The 15,084-nt window shown below is 75.0% G+C and carries 13 protein-coding genes and 2 pseudogenes; 6 read left to right on the forward strand and 9 right to left on the reverse strand.

From position 1 onward, the window contains the following. Window positions 1-138 precede the first annotated feature (138 nt). Window positions 139-1,131 carry an L-glyceraldehyde 3-phosphate reductase gene (gene mgrA / locus ACH4OA_RS33365; protein ID WP_397937539.1) on the reverse strand — a complete coding sequence of 331 codons (993 nt, stop codon included), beginning with the start codon at window positions 1,129-1,131 and terminating at the stop codon, window positions 139-141. 111 nt (window positions 1,132-1,242) lie between these two features. Here mgrA and ACH4OA_RS33370 point away from each other — a divergent pair, with 111 nt between their 5' ends. Together ACH4OA_RS33370 and ACH4OA_RS33375 are read left to right on the forward strand one after the other, a co-directional pair. Further along, window positions 1,243-2,124, forward strand: a complete 882-nt coding sequence (locus ACH4OA_RS33370; RefSeq protein ID WP_365877146.1) for a LysR substrate-binding domain-containing protein — start codon at window positions 1,243-1,245, stop codon at window positions 2,122-2,124. Window positions 2,125-2,246: 122 nt separating this feature from the next. Continuing rightward, entirely contained in the window at window positions 2,247-2,762 is a 516-nt protein-coding gene (locus ACH4OA_RS33375; RefSeq protein WP_397973148.1) for a DUF664 domain-containing protein, read from the forward strand. Here the strand turns inward: ACH4OA_RS33375 and ACH4OA_RS33380 are convergent. From ACH4OA_RS33380 to ACH4OA_RS33400, 5 genes and pseudogenes are all read right to left on the reverse strand, one after another. Further along, on the reverse strand, window positions 2,744-3,814 hold the full coding sequence (locus ACH4OA_RS33380) for an adenosine deaminase (RefSeq protein ID WP_397973151.1): 1,071 nt from the start codon (window positions 3,812-3,814) through the stop codon (window positions 2,744-2,746). The genes ACH4OA_RS33375 and ACH4OA_RS33380 overlap by 19 nt on opposite strands. Window positions 3,815-3,849: 35 nt before the next feature. Further along, window positions 3,850-4,239 carry a VOC family protein gene (locus ACH4OA_RS33385; protein ID WP_397973154.1) on the reverse strand — a complete coding sequence of 130 codons (390 nt, stop codon included), beginning with the start codon at window positions 4,237-4,239 and terminating at the stop codon, window positions 3,850-3,852. A gap of 176 nt (window positions 4,240-4,415) precedes the next feature. Then, window positions 4,416-5,343: pseudogene (locus ACH4OA_RS33390) on the reverse strand (M48 family metalloprotease). Window positions 5,344-5,362: 19 nt separating this feature from the next. After that, window positions 5,363-5,748 (reverse strand): annotated as a pseudogene (locus ACH4OA_RS33395) (BlaI/MecI/CopY family transcriptional regulator). A 313-nt stretch (window positions 5,749-6,061) separates the two neighbouring features. Beyond that, on the reverse strand, window positions 6,062-7,384 hold the full coding sequence (locus ACH4OA_RS33400; protein WP_397937534.1) for an aldehyde dehydrogenase family protein: 1,323 nt from the start codon (window positions 7,382-7,384) through the stop codon (window positions 6,062-6,064). A gap of 196 nt (window positions 7,385-7,580) precedes the next feature. Between ACH4OA_RS33400 and ACH4OA_RS33405 the strand changes: the two genes are divergently transcribed. Further along, a complete protein-coding gene (locus tag ACH4OA_RS33405; protein ID WP_397973157.1) occupies window positions 7,581-8,669 on the forward strand; it encodes an acyl-CoA dehydrogenase family protein in 1,089 nt (362 codons plus the stop codon). Window positions 8,670-8,753: 84 nt separating this feature from the next. Here the strand turns inward: ACH4OA_RS33405 and ACH4OA_RS33410 are convergent, their stop codons facing one another. The 3 genes from ACH4OA_RS33410 to ACH4OA_RS33420 form a co-directional block, all read right to left on the reverse strand. Continuing rightward, window positions 8,754-9,896: an LLM class flavin-dependent oxidoreductase gene (locus ACH4OA_RS33410; RefSeq protein WP_397937530.1), complete on the reverse strand. Its 1,143-nt coding sequence runs from the start codon at window positions 9,894-9,896 to the stop codon at window positions 8,754-8,756. A 57-nt stretch (window positions 9,897-9,953) separates the two neighbouring features. Continuing rightward, the gene (ssuE, locus tag ACH4OA_RS33415) at window positions 9,954-10,508 is read right to left on the reverse strand and encodes an NADPH-dependent FMN reductase (protein ID WP_365882425.1); all 555 of its coding nucleotides are present in this window, start codon (window positions 10,506-10,508) and stop codon (window positions 9,954-9,956) included. 231 nt (window positions 10,509-10,739) lie between these two features. Next, window positions 10,740-10,823 carry a putative leader peptide gene (locus ACH4OA_RS33420; RefSeq protein ID WP_397947607.1) on the reverse strand — a complete coding sequence of 28 codons (84 nt, stop codon included), beginning with the start codon at window positions 10,821-10,823 and terminating at the stop codon, window positions 10,740-10,742. Between the two features lie 440 nt (window positions 10,824-11,263). Between ACH4OA_RS33420 and ACH4OA_RS33425 the strand changes: the two genes are divergently transcribed. From ACH4OA_RS33425 to ACH4OA_RS33435, 3 genes are all read left to right on the forward strand, one after another. Continuing rightward, on the forward strand, window positions 11,264-12,775 hold the full coding sequence (locus ACH4OA_RS33425) for an SDR family oxidoreductase (RefSeq protein ID WP_397973160.1): 1,512 nt from the start codon (window positions 11,264-11,266) through the stop codon (window positions 12,773-12,775). A gap of 110 nt (window positions 12,776-12,885) precedes the next feature. Beyond that, window positions 12,886-14,262 (forward strand): cryptochrome/photolyase family protein, encoded by a 1,377-nt coding sequence (locus ACH4OA_RS33430; protein WP_397937527.1) that lies wholly within the window; start codon window positions 12,886-12,888, stop codon window positions 14,260-14,262. Window positions 14,263-14,373: 111 nt separating this feature from the next. Then, entirely contained in the window at window positions 14,374-14,823 is a 450-nt protein-coding gene (locus ACH4OA_RS33435; RefSeq protein WP_397947456.1) for an SPW repeat protein, read from the forward strand. The last annotated feature ends 261 nt before the right edge of the window (window positions 14,824-15,084 follow it).

Genomic DNA, 15,084 nt, shown 5'->3' on the forward strand with positions numbered 1-15,084 from the left:
GACGGCGCGCAGGGGACGGCGCCGTCAGACGGTGGCTGGCCGTCGAGCGAGGCCCGTCAGGCGGGGGCTGTCAAGCCAGGTCTGTCAACGGTGGCCGTCAGGCCAGGCCCGTCAGGCGGGGGGCCGGCGCCGGGGAGGTCACTGCTTGACGATGGCGTCGATCCGAGCCAGTTCCCCGGCGTCGAACTCCAGGTTGCGGATGGCCGCCACGCTGTCCTCGAGCTGGCGCGCGCTGCTCGCGCCGACCAGCGCCGACGTCACCCGCCCGGCCCGCAGCACCCAGGCCAGGGCGAGCTGGGCCAGGCTCTGGCCACGGGAGCCGGCCACCTCGTCGAGCGCGCGCAGCCGGGCGACCAGGTCCTCGGTGACCGCGTCCGAGTCCAGGAACGGGCTGTCGCTCGCGGCCCGGGAGTCCTCGGGGATGCCGTCGAGGTAGCGGCCCGTGAGCAGGCCCTGCTCCAGCGGGGAGTAGACGATGGAGCCGACCTGGAGTTCGTCCAGGGCGTCGAGCAGGCCCTCGTCCTCGGGGCGCCGGTCGAGCATCGAGTAGCGCGGCTGGTGGATGAGGAGCGGGGTGCCGAGCCCGGCGAGGATGCGGGCGGCCTCGCGGGTCTGCTCGGCGGAGTAGTTGGAGACGCCGACGTACAGCGCCTTGCCCTGCTGCACCGCCGAGTGCAGCGCGCCCATCGTCTCCTCCAGCGGAGTGTCCGGGTCGGGGCGGTGGGAGTAGAAGATGTCGACGTACTCCAGGCCCATCCGCGCCAGGCTCTGGTCGAGCGAGGACAGCAGGTACTTGCGCGAGCCCCACTCGCCGTACGGCCCGGACCACATCCGGTAGCCGGCCTTGGTGGAGATCACCAGCTCGTCGCGGTAGCGGGCGAAGTCCTCCTTGAGTGCCGCGCCGAACGCGGACTCGGCGGCGCCGGGCGGCGGGCCGTAGTTGTTCGCCAGGTCGAAGTGGGTCACGCCCAGGTCGAAGGCGCGGCGGAGGATGGCCCGCTGCGTCTCGACGGGACGGTCCGGGCCGAAGTTGTGCCACAGGCCGAGCGACAGGGCCGGCAGCTTCAGGCCGCTGCGTCCGGTGCGCCGGTAGGGCATGTCGGCGTAGCGGTCGGGGTGTGCGGTGTACAACGCGACTCCATGAGGGGTGGGCACGGATCTACCGGTTCCACTCTTCCCCCGGCGCCGGGCAGTGGTCCAACAGAAGAATCCGATGGAATTCAGCGGCTAGGGTTCTCAATCATGGAACTGCGCCATCTCCAGCACTTCGTGGCGGTCGCCGAGGACCAGCACTTCACCCGGGCCGCCGAACGCCTCATGGTGTCCCAGTCCGGCCTGTCGGCGTCCATCCGGGCGCTGGAGCGGGAGCTGCGGGCGCCGCTGTTCGTACGGACCACGCGCCGGGTGACGCTGACGGAGGCGGGCCGGGCGCTGCTGGCCGAGGCCGAGCGGATCCTCGCGCAGGTGCGGGCGGCGCACGAGGCCGTGGCGGCGGTGCAGGGGGTGCTGCGCGGCACGCTGGCCCTCGGCACCGAGCAGTGCATCGCCGGGGTGGACGTGGCCCGGCTGCTGGCGGCCTTCCGGGGCCGGCACCCGGACGTGGAGATCCGGCTGCGGCAGGCCGGCTCGGGCGAGCTGGCGGAGGAGGTCGCGGCCGGGCGGCTCGACCTGGCCTTCGCCTACCGCACCCAGGCCGACACCGACCAGTTGCGCTCGGTCTCCCTGGCCGGCGAGCCGATGACCGTGCTGTGCCATCCCAGCCACCGGCTCGCCTCGGCCCCGGCCGTGCTCGGCCCGGACGGCCTCGCCGGCGAGGTCTTCGTCGACTTCCACCCGGACTGGGGCCCGCGCCGCACCACCGACGCGGCGTTCACCGCGGCCGGCATCCGGCGCACGGTCGCGCTGGAGGTCAACGACGTGCACAGTCTGCTGGACCTGGTGGACGAGAACCTGGGCATCGCGGTCGTGCCCCGGCACTTCCGGCACAAACGGCCGTCGCTCACGGCGCTGCCGCTGAAGGGCACGGCCGAGACGGCGTACGAGACGGTGGCCCTGCTGCCGCCGGAGCGGGCCACGAGCCCGGCCGCCCGGGCACTGGTCACCCTGCTGGAAACGGGAACCTGACGCCTCGCGGGAGCCTTGCCGAGCCGTCGGGACGCACCCGGATCATCCGATAACCGCCGCGGCAGCGGAGCTGCTGCCGGGTTCCGGACGCGTGAGCGGCGGTGGTTTGCGATGGTGGACGTATGCATGCCAAGGACATCCTCATCGACGGCTACGGCCGCATCCAGGAAGAAGTCCACGCCGCCCTCGACGGGCTCGGCCCGGACGCCCTGCACCACCGCCCGGCCCCCGACGCCAACTCCGTCGCCTGGCTGGTCTGGCACCTCACCCGGGTCCAGGACGACCACATCGCCGACGCCTTCGACCTGGACCAGGTGTGGCTCGCGCAGGGCTGGGAGAAGCGGTTCGGGCTGGACCTGCCCCGGCACGACACGGGCTATGGGCACACCCCGGCCAAGGTCGCGAAGGTGCGGGTGGAGTCGGCCGGCCTGCTGACCGGGTACTACGACGCCGTGCACGAGCAGACCCTCGGCGCGCTGCGCACGCTCGCCGCCAAGGACCTGGAACGCGTCGTGGACGAGCGCTGGGACCCCCCGGTCACTCTGGGCGTGCGCCTGGTCAGCGTCCTGTCCGACGACCTCCAGCACGTCGGACAGGCCGCCTACCTCAGCGGACTGGTTCAGAGCGCGGCGGCGTAGCCCGGCAGGACGACGTCCTCGATGAGGGCCTTGCGCTCGTCAAACGGCAGGAACGCGCTCTTCAGGGCGTTCACCGTGACGGTGCGCAGGTCCTCGACGGTCCAGCCGGCCTGCTCCACCAGCAGGGACATCTCGCGGGTCATCGTCGTACCGGACACCAGGCGGTTGTCCGTGTTCAGCGTGACCCGGAAGCCCAGGTCCTTCAGGGCGGTGATGGGGTGCTCGGCGATGGAGGTGGCGCAGCCGGTCTGGAGGTTGGAGGTGGGGCACATCTCCAGGGCGATGCGGCGGTCGCGCACCCAGGACGCGAGGCGGCCCAGCTTGCCGTCCACGATGTCCTCGGTGAGGCGCACGCCGTGGCCGATGCGCTGGGCGCCGCACACCTGGAGCGCCTGGTGGATGCTGGGCAGGCCGTGCGCCTCGCCGGCGTGGATGGTGAACGGCACGCTCTCGCGGCGCAGGTACGCGAAGGCGTCGAGGTGGTCGGCGGCCGGGAAGCCGTCCTCGGCGCCGGCGATGTCGAAGCCGACGACACCGGCGTCCCGGTAGGCGACGGCCAGACCGGCGGCCTCGCGCACCCGGTCGAACATGCGCATCCCGCACAGCAGGGTGCCGACCCGGACCGGGGTGCCGGCCGCCGCCGCCTTCGCCATGCCGGCGGCCAGGCCCTCCTGCACGGACTCGACGACCTCGTTCAGCGTGAGGCCGCCGGCGAGCAGCAGCTCGGGGGCGTAGCGCACCTCCGCGTAGACGACGCCGTCGGCGGCGAGGTCGAGGACGTACTCCTCGGCGGTGCGCAGCAGGCCCTCGCGGGTCTGCATGACGGCGAGGGTGTGCTCGAAGGTGGCGATGTAGCGGACCAGGTCGCCGGAATCGGCGGCCTCGACGTACCAGGCGGCCAGTTCGGCCGGGTCGGTGGTGGGCAGCGTGTGGCCGGCCGCGTCGGCGAGTTCGACGACGGTGGCGGGGCGCAGGCCGCCGTCGAGGTGGTCGTGCAGGACGGCCTTGGGCAGCCGGCGGAGGGTCTCGGTGTCGATGCGGGGCGCGGTCATGGCAGGGGCTTTCCTCAGCGGTGGTTCCGGGCGGGTCAGGCGGCGGGCTGGAGCAGGTCCCAGCGGTTGCCGTACAGGTCCTGGAAGACGGCGACCGTGCCGTACGGCTCGTGGCGCGGCTGCCCCAGGAAGGTCACGCCGGCGGCGGTCATCCGGGCGTGGTCGCGGGCGAAGTCGTCGGTGTGCAGGAAGAAGCCGACGCGTCCGCCGGTCTGGTCACCGATCCGGGCGCGCTGGCCGGCGTCCTTGGCGCGGGCCAGCAGCAGTCCGGTGCCGGGCCCGTCGCCGGGCTCCACGACGACCCAGCGGGAGCCGTCGGGACGCGGGGCGTCCTCGGCGAGGCGGAATCCGAGGGCCTCGGTGTAGAAGCGGATCGCCTCGTCGTAGTCGGGTACGACGAGGGTGACCAGGGCGACGCGACGCATGGCGGCCTTCCGGTGCGGGGGTGGTTAGCCGGTGAGGTTATACGTAAAACTACCGGGACGCCAGTCCTGTTTCTACGCGCGTCACACGAGGGCGGAGCGGCGGTGCGCGCAGGGCGTGGCGGAAGCGGTGGAGTGCGGGTACGGCCGTGTGGTGCGGGCCCGTCGGGGCGGGACCGTCAGGCCGTCTCCTCGCCCTGGGCGATCTCCAGCCGGTGGTGGACGTCGGCCGTCGCCGTGGCCGAGGCCGCGCAGGACAGGACGGCGCAGGCGGCGAGCAGCGCGCCCACGGCACGGCGGGCGCCCGGCGGCGGGCCCGGGGCGGCGAGCAGGGCCCGGACGCGCTGCGGGACCGGGCCGGTGGCCGCGCCGGGCGCGAAGCCGGGGCGGGCGGGCCGGGTGGTCCCGGCGGCCTGGGCGGCGAGCGCCGCGCGGGCGATGGCGCGGGCGGTCAGCGCGCGGTCGCCGACCGAGGCGGCGGCGGCCTCGTCGGCGGCGCGCTCGGCCGCGAGGCGGACGGCGGCGCGGACCCGGCGCAGCACGGGATGGCGGTGCGCCGCGAGTCCGGCGGCGAGGGCGTAGTGGTGGCCGCCCGCGTGGTGCGCCCGCTCGTGGGCGAGCAGCGCCTCCCGCTCGGGACCGTCCAGGCTGCGCAGCAGGCCGTGGTGACGATGATCCGGTGCGGGCGGCCGGGCAGGGCGCAGGCGTCGGGCCGGGGCGAGTCGATCACGCACAGGTCGCCGGCGGCGGGCCGGCGGCCGGCCTCGGCGCGGGCCGCGCGGAAGGCCCGGGCCTCCGCCAGGGCCGCGCGGGCGAGGGTCCCTCCGCCGTGCAGGAGCAGGCCGGCCGAGACGGCGCGGCCGGGACCGCGAAGCCGGCGGGGGCGGTGCGCAGCGGGTGGACCAGTTCGCCGAGCGCGGCGAAGAACGGCAGCTTCAGCAGGCCGAGCAGGAGGAGCACGCCGAGGGCCACCGCCGAGCAGCCGGCCAGGAGGACCGCGCGGCCGGCGACGGACCACAGCGCGGCGGCCGGGGTCGGCCGGTCCACGGCGCGGCGGACGAGCGGCGGCAGCGCGAACGGCAGCGGGAGCAGGAGCAGGGCGGTCATCGGTCGCCGGGCGGGGCCGTCAGCGGCCGTCGGAGGCGAGCAGGTCACGCAGGACGCACTCGTCGTCGGGGCCGAGCTGGGCGATGAAGCGGGCGAGGACCGTCTCGCGGTCGCTGTCCCGGTCGAGTTCGCTGTGCATCCGGCGGGCGGTGAGACCGTGGGCGTCCTGCACGTCCCGGACGGGGAAGCAGGCGTAGCCCCGGCCTTCGCGCCGCCGGTCGATCACGCTCTTGGCGTGCAGAGCGCCGCCCCCGGCGCCCAGTCGGTCGCCCGCGCCGCCCGGCAGGCGGGCCGGCTGGGCCGGGCCAGGACGGTCGTCACCGTCGTCCGGGCGAGGCCGGGTGCGAGGCCGAGCTGGACCTGGCCGGGGGTCCGGGGGGTGCGTGCGGCCCAGAGCGCGGCCAGGACGCTCGCTTCGAGTTCGCCGGCCGGCGTTCGTCCTTGGCGTCGGTCACGGGAGGTTCCTCGCCCCGTCTTCGCGTGCGGTCGGGAAAGCCGTCCAAGGGGAGGGACCGGTCATTCGCGCCCGGACCACGCGACGGACTCCCCGCGGCCGTAAGGCGGCCGGGCCCGGCGCCCGTACGGCCGGACCCGGCCCGTTCGCCGCCGGACCCGGCCCGTTCGCCGCCGGACCCGGCCCGTTCGCCGCCGGACCCGGCCCGTTCGCCGCCGGACCCGGCCCGCTCGCGGCCGGCCCCGGGTGGCCGCGAGCGGCGGCTCAGCTCAGCGGCTTGGCCAGGACCGCCTTGCGGTGGCTGAACGTCTCGATGGAGTAGCGGCCGTGATAGCTGCCCATGCCGCTCTCCCCCACCCCGCCGAACGGCAGGTCGGAGACGGTCAGATGGGCGAGGGGCAGGCCGTGGCCGAGGGCGCCCGAGGAGGTCTCGGCGGCGATGCGCGCGCGGGTCTCCTCCGACTCGCTGAAGACGTACAGGGCGAGCGGCTTGTCGCGGTCGTTGATGAACCCGATCGCCTCGTCCAGGCCGGGCACGGTGACGATCGGCAGGATCGGGCCGAAGATCTCCTCCCGCATGACCGGCGACCCGGGGTCGACGTCCGCGAGGACCGTCGGCGCGAGGTAGCGGTCCGCCCGGTTCCCGACGCCGCCGACGGCGACCCGCCCGGAGCCGAGCAGGCCGGACAGCCGGTCGAAGTGCCGCTCGTTGACGATCCGCCCGTACTCGGGCGAGCGCGCCGGGTCGGCGCCGAACAGGCCCTCGACCGCGCGGACGAGCGCCGCCTCCAGGGCCGGGGCGGTCTGCGGGTCGGTCAGGACGTAGTCGGGGGCGACGCAGGTCTGGCCGGCGTTGAGGAACTTCCCGCGGGCGAGCCGGTCCGCGACCACGTCGAGGTCGGTGCCGCGGTCCACGAACACCGGTGACTTGCCGCCGAGTTCGAGGGTGACCGGGGTGAGGTGCTCGGCGGCGGCCCGCATGACGACACGGCCGACGGTGCCGTTGCCGGTGTAGAAGATGTGGTCGAACCGCTCGGCCAGCAGGGCCGTGGTCTCCGGGACCCCGCCCTCGACGACGGCGACCGCGTCCGTGTCCAGGTAGGCCGGGATCAGCCGGGCCAGCGTGGCGGAGGTGGCCGGGGCCAGCTCGCTGGGCTTGACGACGACCGTGTTGCCGGAGGCCAGCGCGCCGACCAGGGGGGCGAGCAGGAGCTGCGCCGGGTAGTTCCAGGGCGCGATGACGAGGACGACGCCCAGCGGTTCGTACTGCGTCCAGGCCGTGGCGTCGGCGCCCAGGTGTGCCGGGACGGGCGCGGGCTCGGGGCGCAGCCAGTCCGCCAGGTGCTCCAGGGTGTGGTCGATCTCCCGGACGGTGAAGTCGATCTCGGTGCGATAGGCCTCGGTGCTGCTCTTGCCGAGGTCGGCGCGGAGGGCGGCGGCGAGGTCGGCGCCGCTCTCCGTGAGCAGGGCGCGCAGCCGGCGCAGCTGGCCGGTGCGCCAGTCGGCGGACCGGGTGCGGCCGGTGCGGAAGGTGGCGCGCAGCCGGGCCACGACGTCGGCGGGCCGCTCGGGCAGGGGGTGGTTCACGGTGCCTCGCTGGGGGTGCGCGGACCTGGGCGGCCCGCGGTGCGGTGGTCGGTCAGATGCATATGCCAACCTTTCATGTCCTCAAGTTCATTCCGGACAGCCGGCCGGGTGACGAGCGTCACCTCGCGGCGCGGGCCGGACGCGCGGGAACGGTCCGTGCGGGACCGGGAACCGGACGCGGGGAAGAATCGTCCGCATGGATTCCACCTCGCATCCGCTCGTCGTCCGCGCCCGCCGGCTCGCCACCGAACTGCTCCTGCCCGAGGCCGAGCGGGTGGACCGGGAGGGGGTGCCCGCGAGCCATATCGAGGCGGTGAAGCGATCGGGGCTGCTCGGGGTCGTCGCGCCGGCGGACCACGGGGGCGCGGGGGCACCGGTCGCCGTGCTGCGGGAGACCTCGGAGATCCTGGCCGGAGCGTGCTGTGCGACGTGGTTCGTGCAGACCCAGCACCACACGCCGGTGCAGACCCTGACGCGCGGCGAAGGCCCGGTGCGGGACCGGCTGCTGGGCCCGCTGTCCCGGGGCGAGCTGCTGGCCGGGGTGGCGTACGCGCAGCTGCGGGCGTATCCGCGCCGCCCGGTGCGGGTCCGGCGGCAGGACGGCGGCTGGCGGTTCGACGGGACCGTGCCCTGGTACACCGGCTGGGGGCTGAACGACGTGCTGCTGCTGGCCGGGGCCACCGACTCCGGCGAGGTGCTGTTCGCCTTCGCCGACGCCCGTGAGCAGCCGGGGCTGCGGGCCTCACCGCCGATGCGGCTGGCCGCCCTGACCGCCGCGCGCACGGTGTCGCTGGAGCTGGACGGCCTGTGGCTGCCCGAGGAGGCGGTGGCGCTGCACCTGCCGTACGACCGCTGGGCCGCCGGCGACCGGGTCAGGACGCTGCACGCCAACCCGGCGGTGTTCGGCGTGGCCCAGGCCGCGCTGTCCCTCCTGGACGACACCGCCGCCGCCCCGCTGCGCTCCCGCCTCGCCGAGGTCCGCCGCAGGGCCTACGACCTGGCCGACCGGCCGGTGCCGCGGACCGGTGCCGGACCGGCGCTGCCGCAGGCGTGGGTGCGGGAACGGCTGGCGGTGCGCGCGGAGGCGTTCGAGGTACTGCGCACGGCCACCACGGCGGCGGTGGTGGCCGGCGGCGGCCGTGCGATGTCCTTGGCCTCCCGCGCCCAGCGGCTCGCGCGGGAAGCGCTGTTCCTGCTGGTGCAGGGGCAGACGGCCGAGTCGCGCGAGGCGCAGCTTCGGGCCCTGGGCGCCGGGCCGGCGGACGCCGGGGAACAGGACGGCTGAGGAGCGGCCCGCGCCCGGGGAGGACCGGCCGTGACCGCGCCCCGTTCGGGCGGGAGGAAACCCCGGCCCGCCGGCGCGTGGTGTTCAGCTCACAAACGGCGTCACGGCGGACGGGCGGGCCGCCGTCGTGCCGGGGTGCGCCCACAGGCGCTGCGCGGCGAGCCGGGGCAGGACGCCCTCGCCGAACCAGTAGGCCTCCTCCAGGTGGGGATAGCCGGAGAGGACGAACTCGTCGATGCCGAGGGCGTGGTACTCCTTGATCCGCTCGGCGACCTCGTCGTGGCTGCCGACCAGCGTCGTCCCGGCGCCTCCGCGCACCAGTCCGATGCCGGCCCACAGGTTGGGGTGGATCTCCAGGCCGTCCCGGCTGCCGCCGTGCAGTTCCAGCATGCGCCGCTGGCCCTCGGACTCGCTGCGGGCCAGGCCCTCCTGCACGGTGCGCACGGTGTGCGGGTCGAAGCCGGCGAGCAGCCGGTCCGCCTCCGCCCAGGCCTGCTCCGCGGTGTCCCGGGTGATGACGTGCAGCCGGATCCCGAAGCGGGGTATACGGCCGTGCCCCTCGGCCAGTTCCCTGACCCGGGCGATCTTCTCGGCGACCTGCGCGGGCGGCTCGCCCCAGGTGAGGTACACGTCGGCGTACCGGGCCGCGACCGCGACGGCGGCCGGTGAGGACCCGCCGAAGTACACCTCGGGCACCGGTTCGGGCGGCCGGGTGAGCCGCGCCCCCTCCACCCGCAGGTGCTCGCCGTGCAGGTCGACGCTCTTGCCCTCCCACAAGTCCCGGACGATGTGCAGGAATTCACCGGTACGGCGGTACCTGTCGTCCTTGTCGAGGAAGTCGCCGTAGGCCCGCTGTTCCTGGCTCTCGCCGCCGGTGACGACGTTGAGCAGCAGCCGTCCGCCGCTCTGCCGCTGGAACGTGGCCGCCATCTGCGCGGCGAGGGTCGGCGAGAGGAAGCCCGGCCGGAAGGCGACCAGGAACTTCAGCCGTTCGGTGTGCTGGCTGACCATCGCGGTGGTCAGCCACGCGTCCTCGCACCAGGCACCGGTCGGGGTGAGCGCGCCGACGAAGCCCAGGTCCTCGGCGGCCCGGGCGATCTGGCTCAGGTAGCCGACCGTCGGGGGCCGGTCGCGGCCGGAGGCGGTCACCGGGGTGCCGTGGCCGCCGCCGACGACATCGCGGCTGTCGCCGTTGGTGGGCAGGAACCAGTGGAAGGTGAGGGACACGGGGTCTCCGATCGCTTGCGTCCGTGGGGGGAGGAGAAGGCCGGGGCCGCCGCCTGGTCAGCTCGCCGCCGCCAGCAGCGGGGTGCGGTCCAGGGCCGCGGCGAACTGGTCCACCACCTGCGCCAGCGCCTCCGCGGTGGCGGGTGCGACGGTCAGCGAGCCGTCCTCCCGTACGGAGATGTCCTTGTCGAGGGTGAACCAGCCCTGGACTATGTGTGCGGCACCCATGGAGTTCAGCACCGGCCGCAGGGCGTAGTCGATGGCCAGGACATGAGCGGTGGAGCCGCCCGTGGCCAGCGGCAGCACGGTCTTGCCGGTGAGCGCGTACTGCGGGAGCAGGTCCAGGAGCGCCTTGAGGACCCCGGAGTACGACGCCTTGTAGACGGGCGTGCCGACCACGACGCCGTCGGCGCGGGCGAACAGCTCGGTGACCTCGACGATGGCCGGGTGCCGGAAGTCCGCGCCGAGCAGGGCCTCGGGCGGGAGGGCGCGGACGTCGAGCGGGATCACGTCGTGGCCCTGGGCGATGAGCCGCTGGTCCAGGTGGCGCAGCAGACGGCCGGTGCGCGAGGAGGCGGAGGGGCTGCCGGAGACGGACAGGACGGTGGCCATGGGTGCCTCGTTTCTGGGGTGCGCCGGACAGCCGTGGCGGGGCGGGCGTCCGGGAGGAAACGCGATCGGGAGGAGTGCGCCGCCGAGCCGGGCTCGCGCACGCGGGACTCCTGCCGCGCGACCGCTCGACGGGACGTCGGGCACACGGCGCCCGGTACGCGGACGTACGGGGAGCGCGGGGTGCCGGAGGCCCGGAGGGGAAGGGAAGGAGAGGAGGAGAAGGGCGGCGGATCAGACCGCGGCGCGACAGACGGCGCTGGAGACGCGTGCGAGATCGACATGGCGTCGCCGCGTGAGGTCCAGTCGCATCGTCATGTCGTTGATCGTGGCAGCAGCCGGTGAGAGGCGTCAAGGAAATCCCGGCGGGTCTCGTATCGCGGACCGGCGCGCTGCCGGGGGCCGTGACCGCGAGCCTGGTGAACCTCCGCACGTCAGGGGCGTGTTCGGCGGCGGTGCGGGCGGGCCGTCCGGCCGCCGCGGCCCGGGGCGGGGCGGGGCCGCCGGGCGGCCGTCGGGTCCGGCCGTCCTCCACCCGCGCGTCGGCCACCACGAGGAACGCGTCCGGCTCCGGACCTCTCACCGAGGAACGCGTCCGGCTCCGGGTCCCTCACCACGGTCGCCGGACCCCTCCGCACCACTCTTCCGCCACGGCCGGGCCCCCCGCGGTACGCCCGTTCCGGTGACGACCCCGTCCGCTCGCCCGCCCCGGCGGGAAGTGTCCCCAGGGGACCGGCGACACAAAGGAGCTGCGAGCGATGCGGCAGGACGACTCGGCGGACGGGTTCCGCTGCCTGGTGACCGGGGCCACGGGCTACATCGGCGGCCGGCTCGTGCCCGAGCTGCTGGCCGCCGGCCACCGGGTGCGCTGTCTGGCCCGCTCCCCGGAGAAGCTGCGCGACCATCCGTGGGCGGACGCGGTGGAGGTCGTGCGGGGCGATGTCACGGACGCCGGCTCGGTCACCGCGGCGATGCGGGACGTCGACGTGGCGTACTACCTGGTGCACGCGCTCGGCAGCGGCGCGGACTTCGAGGAGACCGACCGCCGGGCCGCCCGGATCTTCGGGGAACGGGCGAAGGCGGCCGGGGTGCGGCGCATCGTGTACCTCGGCGGTCTGGCGCCGGCCGGGGTGCCCGAGGACCGGTTGTCGCCGCACCTGAGGTCCCGGGTGGAGGTCGGCCGCATCCTGCTGGCCTCGGGCGTGCCGACGGCCGCGCTGCGCGCCGCGGTGATCATCGGCTCGGGCTCGGTCTCCTTCGAGATGCTGCGCTATCTCACCGAACGGCTGCCGGTGATGGTCACGCCGAGCTGGGTGCGCACCCGGATCCAGCCCATCGCCGTACGGGACGTGCTGCGGCTGCTGGTCGGCTGCGCGGGGCTGCCGGAAACGGTGCACCGTACCTTCGACATCGGCGGCCCGGACATCCTGACGTACCGGGAGATGATGGTCCGCTACGCGCGGGTGGCGGGGCTGCCCCGGCGGCTCATCGTGTCCGTGCCGGTCCTCACGCCGGGCCTGTCGAGCCACTGGGTGGGTCTCGTCACGCCCGTGCCGGCGCCCATCGCGCGGCCCCTGACCGAATCGCTGCGCCACGAGGTGGTCTGCCGCGAGCACGACATCGCCCGGTACGTGCCCGATCCGCCGGGGCATCCGCTCGGCTTCGACGAGGCGGTGCGGCTGGCCCTGCGCCGGGTGCGCGAGGCGCGGGTGAGCACCCGCTGGTCCTCCGCGGCGGTGCCGGGCGCGCCCAGCGATCCGCTGCCCACCGACCCGGACTGGTCCGGCGGAAGCCTGTACACCGATCACCGCGAGGCGGTGGTGCAGGCGCCGGTGTCCGCGCTGTGGCGGGTGATCGAGGGCGTGGGCGGCGAGCACGGCTGGTACTCCTTCCCGCTGGCCTGGAGCGCGCGCGGCTGGCTGGACCGGCTGGTGGGCGGGGTCGGTCTGCGCCGGGGCCGGCGGGACGCGGAACGGCTGCGGGCGGGCGACTCGCTGGACTTCTGGCGGGTGGAGGAGATCGAGCGGGGCCGGCTGCTGCGGCTGCGGGCGGAGATGCGGCTGCCGGGGCTGGCCTGGCTGGAGATGTGCGCGGAACCGGACGGCGAGGGGCGGAGCCGGTACCGCCAGCGCGCCCTGTTCCATCCGCGCGGGCTGCTGGGCCACATCTACTGGTGGGGTGTGTCGCCCTTCCACGCGGTCGTCTTCGGCGGCATGGCCCGCAACATCGCCCGGGCGGCGGCCCGGCAGCATCCCGGGCCTGCCCGCTGACCCTCCGCCCCGCCGCACACCGGGCACCCGCAGACCAGAGGACCCGTCAACTCCTGTCGCAGACCGACCTGGAAGCGCCCCCGTCCCTCCCTTTCCCCCGGAGACCCGCCATGTCCGTCCCGGTCGTCCTGTTCACCGCCGACCTGCGCCTGCACGACCATCCGCCGCTGCGGGCGGCGCTGGACGGCGGCGGCCCGGTCGTCCCGCTGTTCGTGCGCGACCGGGGCGTGGCCGACGCGGGGTTCGCGGTGCCCAACCGGCTCGCGTTCCTCGCCGACTGCCTGCGGGACCTGGACGGCGGGCTGCGCGAACGGGGCGGGCGGCTGGTCGTGCGCTCCGGGGACGTCGTCGAGCAGGTCTGCGCGGTGGCCGCGGAGGCGGACGCCGACGAGGTGCACATGGCGGCCGACGTCAGCGCCTACGCCGGGCGGCGCGAACGGCGGCTGCGGCACGCGCTGGAGGCCGCCGGGCGGCGGCTGCGCGTACACGAGACGGTGACCTCGGCGGTGGCGCCCGGCGCGCTGACCCCGGCCTCCTCGGACCACTTCGCGGTCTTCACGCCGTACTACCGCCGGTGGTCGGGGCAGCCGCTGCGGGAGGTGCTGCGCGCGCCGCGCGCGGTTCCGGTGCCCGCCGGCATCGGGTCGGAGGACCTGCCGTCCCGGGTGGCGTCGGCCGAACTCTCGCCGGGGCTGCCCGAGGGCGGTGAGACCGCCGGGCGGGCGCGGCTCGCCGACTGGCTGCGCTCGGGTGTCGCCGGGTACGAGGACCGGCACGACGACCTGGCCGGGGACGCCACCTCCCGGCTCTCGCCGCACCTGCACTTCGGCACGGTGTCCGCCGTCGAGCTGGTCCGGCGGACGCGCCGGGCGGGCGGTCCGGGCGCGGAGGCGTTCGTCCGGCAGGTCGCCTGGCGGGACTTCCACCGCCAGGTGCTCGCGGCGCGGCCGGACGCGGCCGTCGCCGACTACCGCACCCGGCACGACCGGTGGCGGTCCGCGCGGACGGCCCGGGCGGACGTCGAGGCCTGGCGGGAGGGCCGTACGGGCTATCCGGTGGTCGACGCGGCGATGCGCCAGCTGCGCCACGAAGGGTGGATGCACAACCGGGCCCGGCTGCTGACGGCGTCCTTCCTGGCCAAGACGCTGTACGTCGACTGGCGCGTCGGGGCCCGGCACTTCCTGGACCTGCTGGTCGACGGGGACGTGGCCAACAACCAGCTGAACTGGCAGTGGGTCGCGGGCACCGGCACGGACTCCCGCCCGAACCGGGTGCTGAACCCGGTGGCCCAGGGCCGGCGGTACGACCCGGACGGCGCGTACGTACGGCGCTGGGTGCCCGAGCTGGCGGGTGTGCCGGGCCCGGCGGTGCACGAACCGTGGAAGCTGCGGGGCGCGGACCGGGAGTGTGCGGCCGCCTACCCGGAGCCGGTCGTCGGTCTCGCCGAAGGGCTGGCCCGGTTCCGGCAGGCCCGGCTCCCCCGCTGAGCACGCTCCAGACCTACACATAAGGAAGAAATAAGAGCAAACTGGACTCTGTGGCGCTTGCCGCGCAACGGACCGGCCGCGGTCCGGTCGGCGAAGTCGAAGGAGACGACTATGGCCAACTTGCACAGGGGTGACCTATCGAGCCACCCCGATGTCTCCGAAATGCGGGATCGCTACGCCCGCGTCCTCGGCGGCCGCGATGTGGCGCTCGTGGACGGGCCGGTGTTCCTGCTCGGCGTGTACTGCGCCGCGTCCCCGTGGATCCTGCACTACACGGCGAGCCAGCCCGCCCTCGTCACCCACAACCTGATCGTGGGCGTAGCGATCGGCCTGCTGGCCCTCGGATTCACCCGGGCGCCGGAGCGCATGTACGGCCTGAGCTGGGCCATGTGCGCCCTGGGCGTCTGGATGATCATCGCCCCGTGGATCGTGGGCCGCCGCCCGGACATGGGCGTCGTCATCAACAACGTCGTGATCGGAGCCCTGGCCCTCGTCCTCGGACTGATCTGCGCCGGCACGGCGGCGAAGACCGCCTCCCGGCCACTGGACCCCCGGCCGTAGCGGAACCCGGGCGAGAGCCGGGAAGAGCCGCAGGAGCGTCGGAGAACTCGTGGAAGTCGAAGTCGTGGAAGAGGAACGGCGGGGCCGGTCCGCCCGGGCGGACCGGCCCCGCACCCGTCCCTGATTGCCCCGCGCTCGTCGCTCTAGGGTCTTTCGTTTGGATCAGGCCGGATCAGGGAGCGGGGCCTGGTGCCGTGCATCGCAAGGCGGAGGAGGGCGCCATGGCGGAGCCATGGCAACCGACGACAACGCCGCGAGGTG

The sequence above is a fragment of the Streptomyces sp. NPDC017095 genome (genome assembly GCF_044332325.1).
GTDB lineage: Bacteria > Actinomycetota > Actinomycetes > Streptomycetales > Streptomycetaceae > Streptomyces.

Bases quoted from the DNA above. Each gene is read 5' to 3' on its own strand.
- ACH4OA_RS33370 (WP_365877146.1), top strand. From the start codon at position 1,243: ATGGAACTGCGCCATCTCCAGCACTTCGTGGCGGTCGCCGAGGACCAG.
- ACH4OA_RS33375 (WP_397973148.1), top strand. From the start codon at position 2,247: ATGCATGCCAAGGACATCCTCATCGACGGCTACGGCCGCATCCAGGAA.
- ACH4OA_RS33380 (WP_397973151.1), bottom strand. From the start codon at position 3,814: ATGACCGCGCCCCGCATCGACACCGAGACCCTCCGCCGGCTGCCCAAG.
- ACH4OA_RS33385 (WP_397973154.1), bottom strand. From the start codon at position 4,239: ATGCGTCGCGTCGCCCTGGTCACCCTCGTCGTACCCGACTACGACGAG.
- ACH4OA_RS33405 (WP_397973157.1), top strand. From the start codon at position 7,581: ATGGATTCCACCTCGCATCCGCTCGTCGTCCGCGCCCGCCGGCTCGCC.
- ssuE (WP_365882425.1), bottom strand. From the start codon at position 10,508: ATGGCCACCGTCCTGTCCGTCTCCGGCAGCCCCTCCGCCTCCTCGCGC.
- ACH4OA_RS33420 (WP_397947607.1), bottom strand. From the start codon at position 10,823: ATGACGATGCGACTGGACCTCACGCGGCGACGCCATGTCGATCTCGCA.
- ACH4OA_RS33425 (WP_397973160.1), top strand. From the start codon at position 11,264: ATGCGGCAGGACGACTCGGCGGACGGGTTCCGCTGCCTGGTGACCGGG.
- ACH4OA_RS33430 (WP_397937527.1), top strand. From the start codon at position 12,886: ATGTCCGTCCCGGTCGTCCTGTTCACCGCCGACCTGCGCCTGCACGAC.
- ACH4OA_RS33435 (WP_397947456.1), top strand. From the start codon at position 14,374: ATGGCCAACTTGCACAGGGGTGACCTATCGAGCCACCCCGATGTCTCC.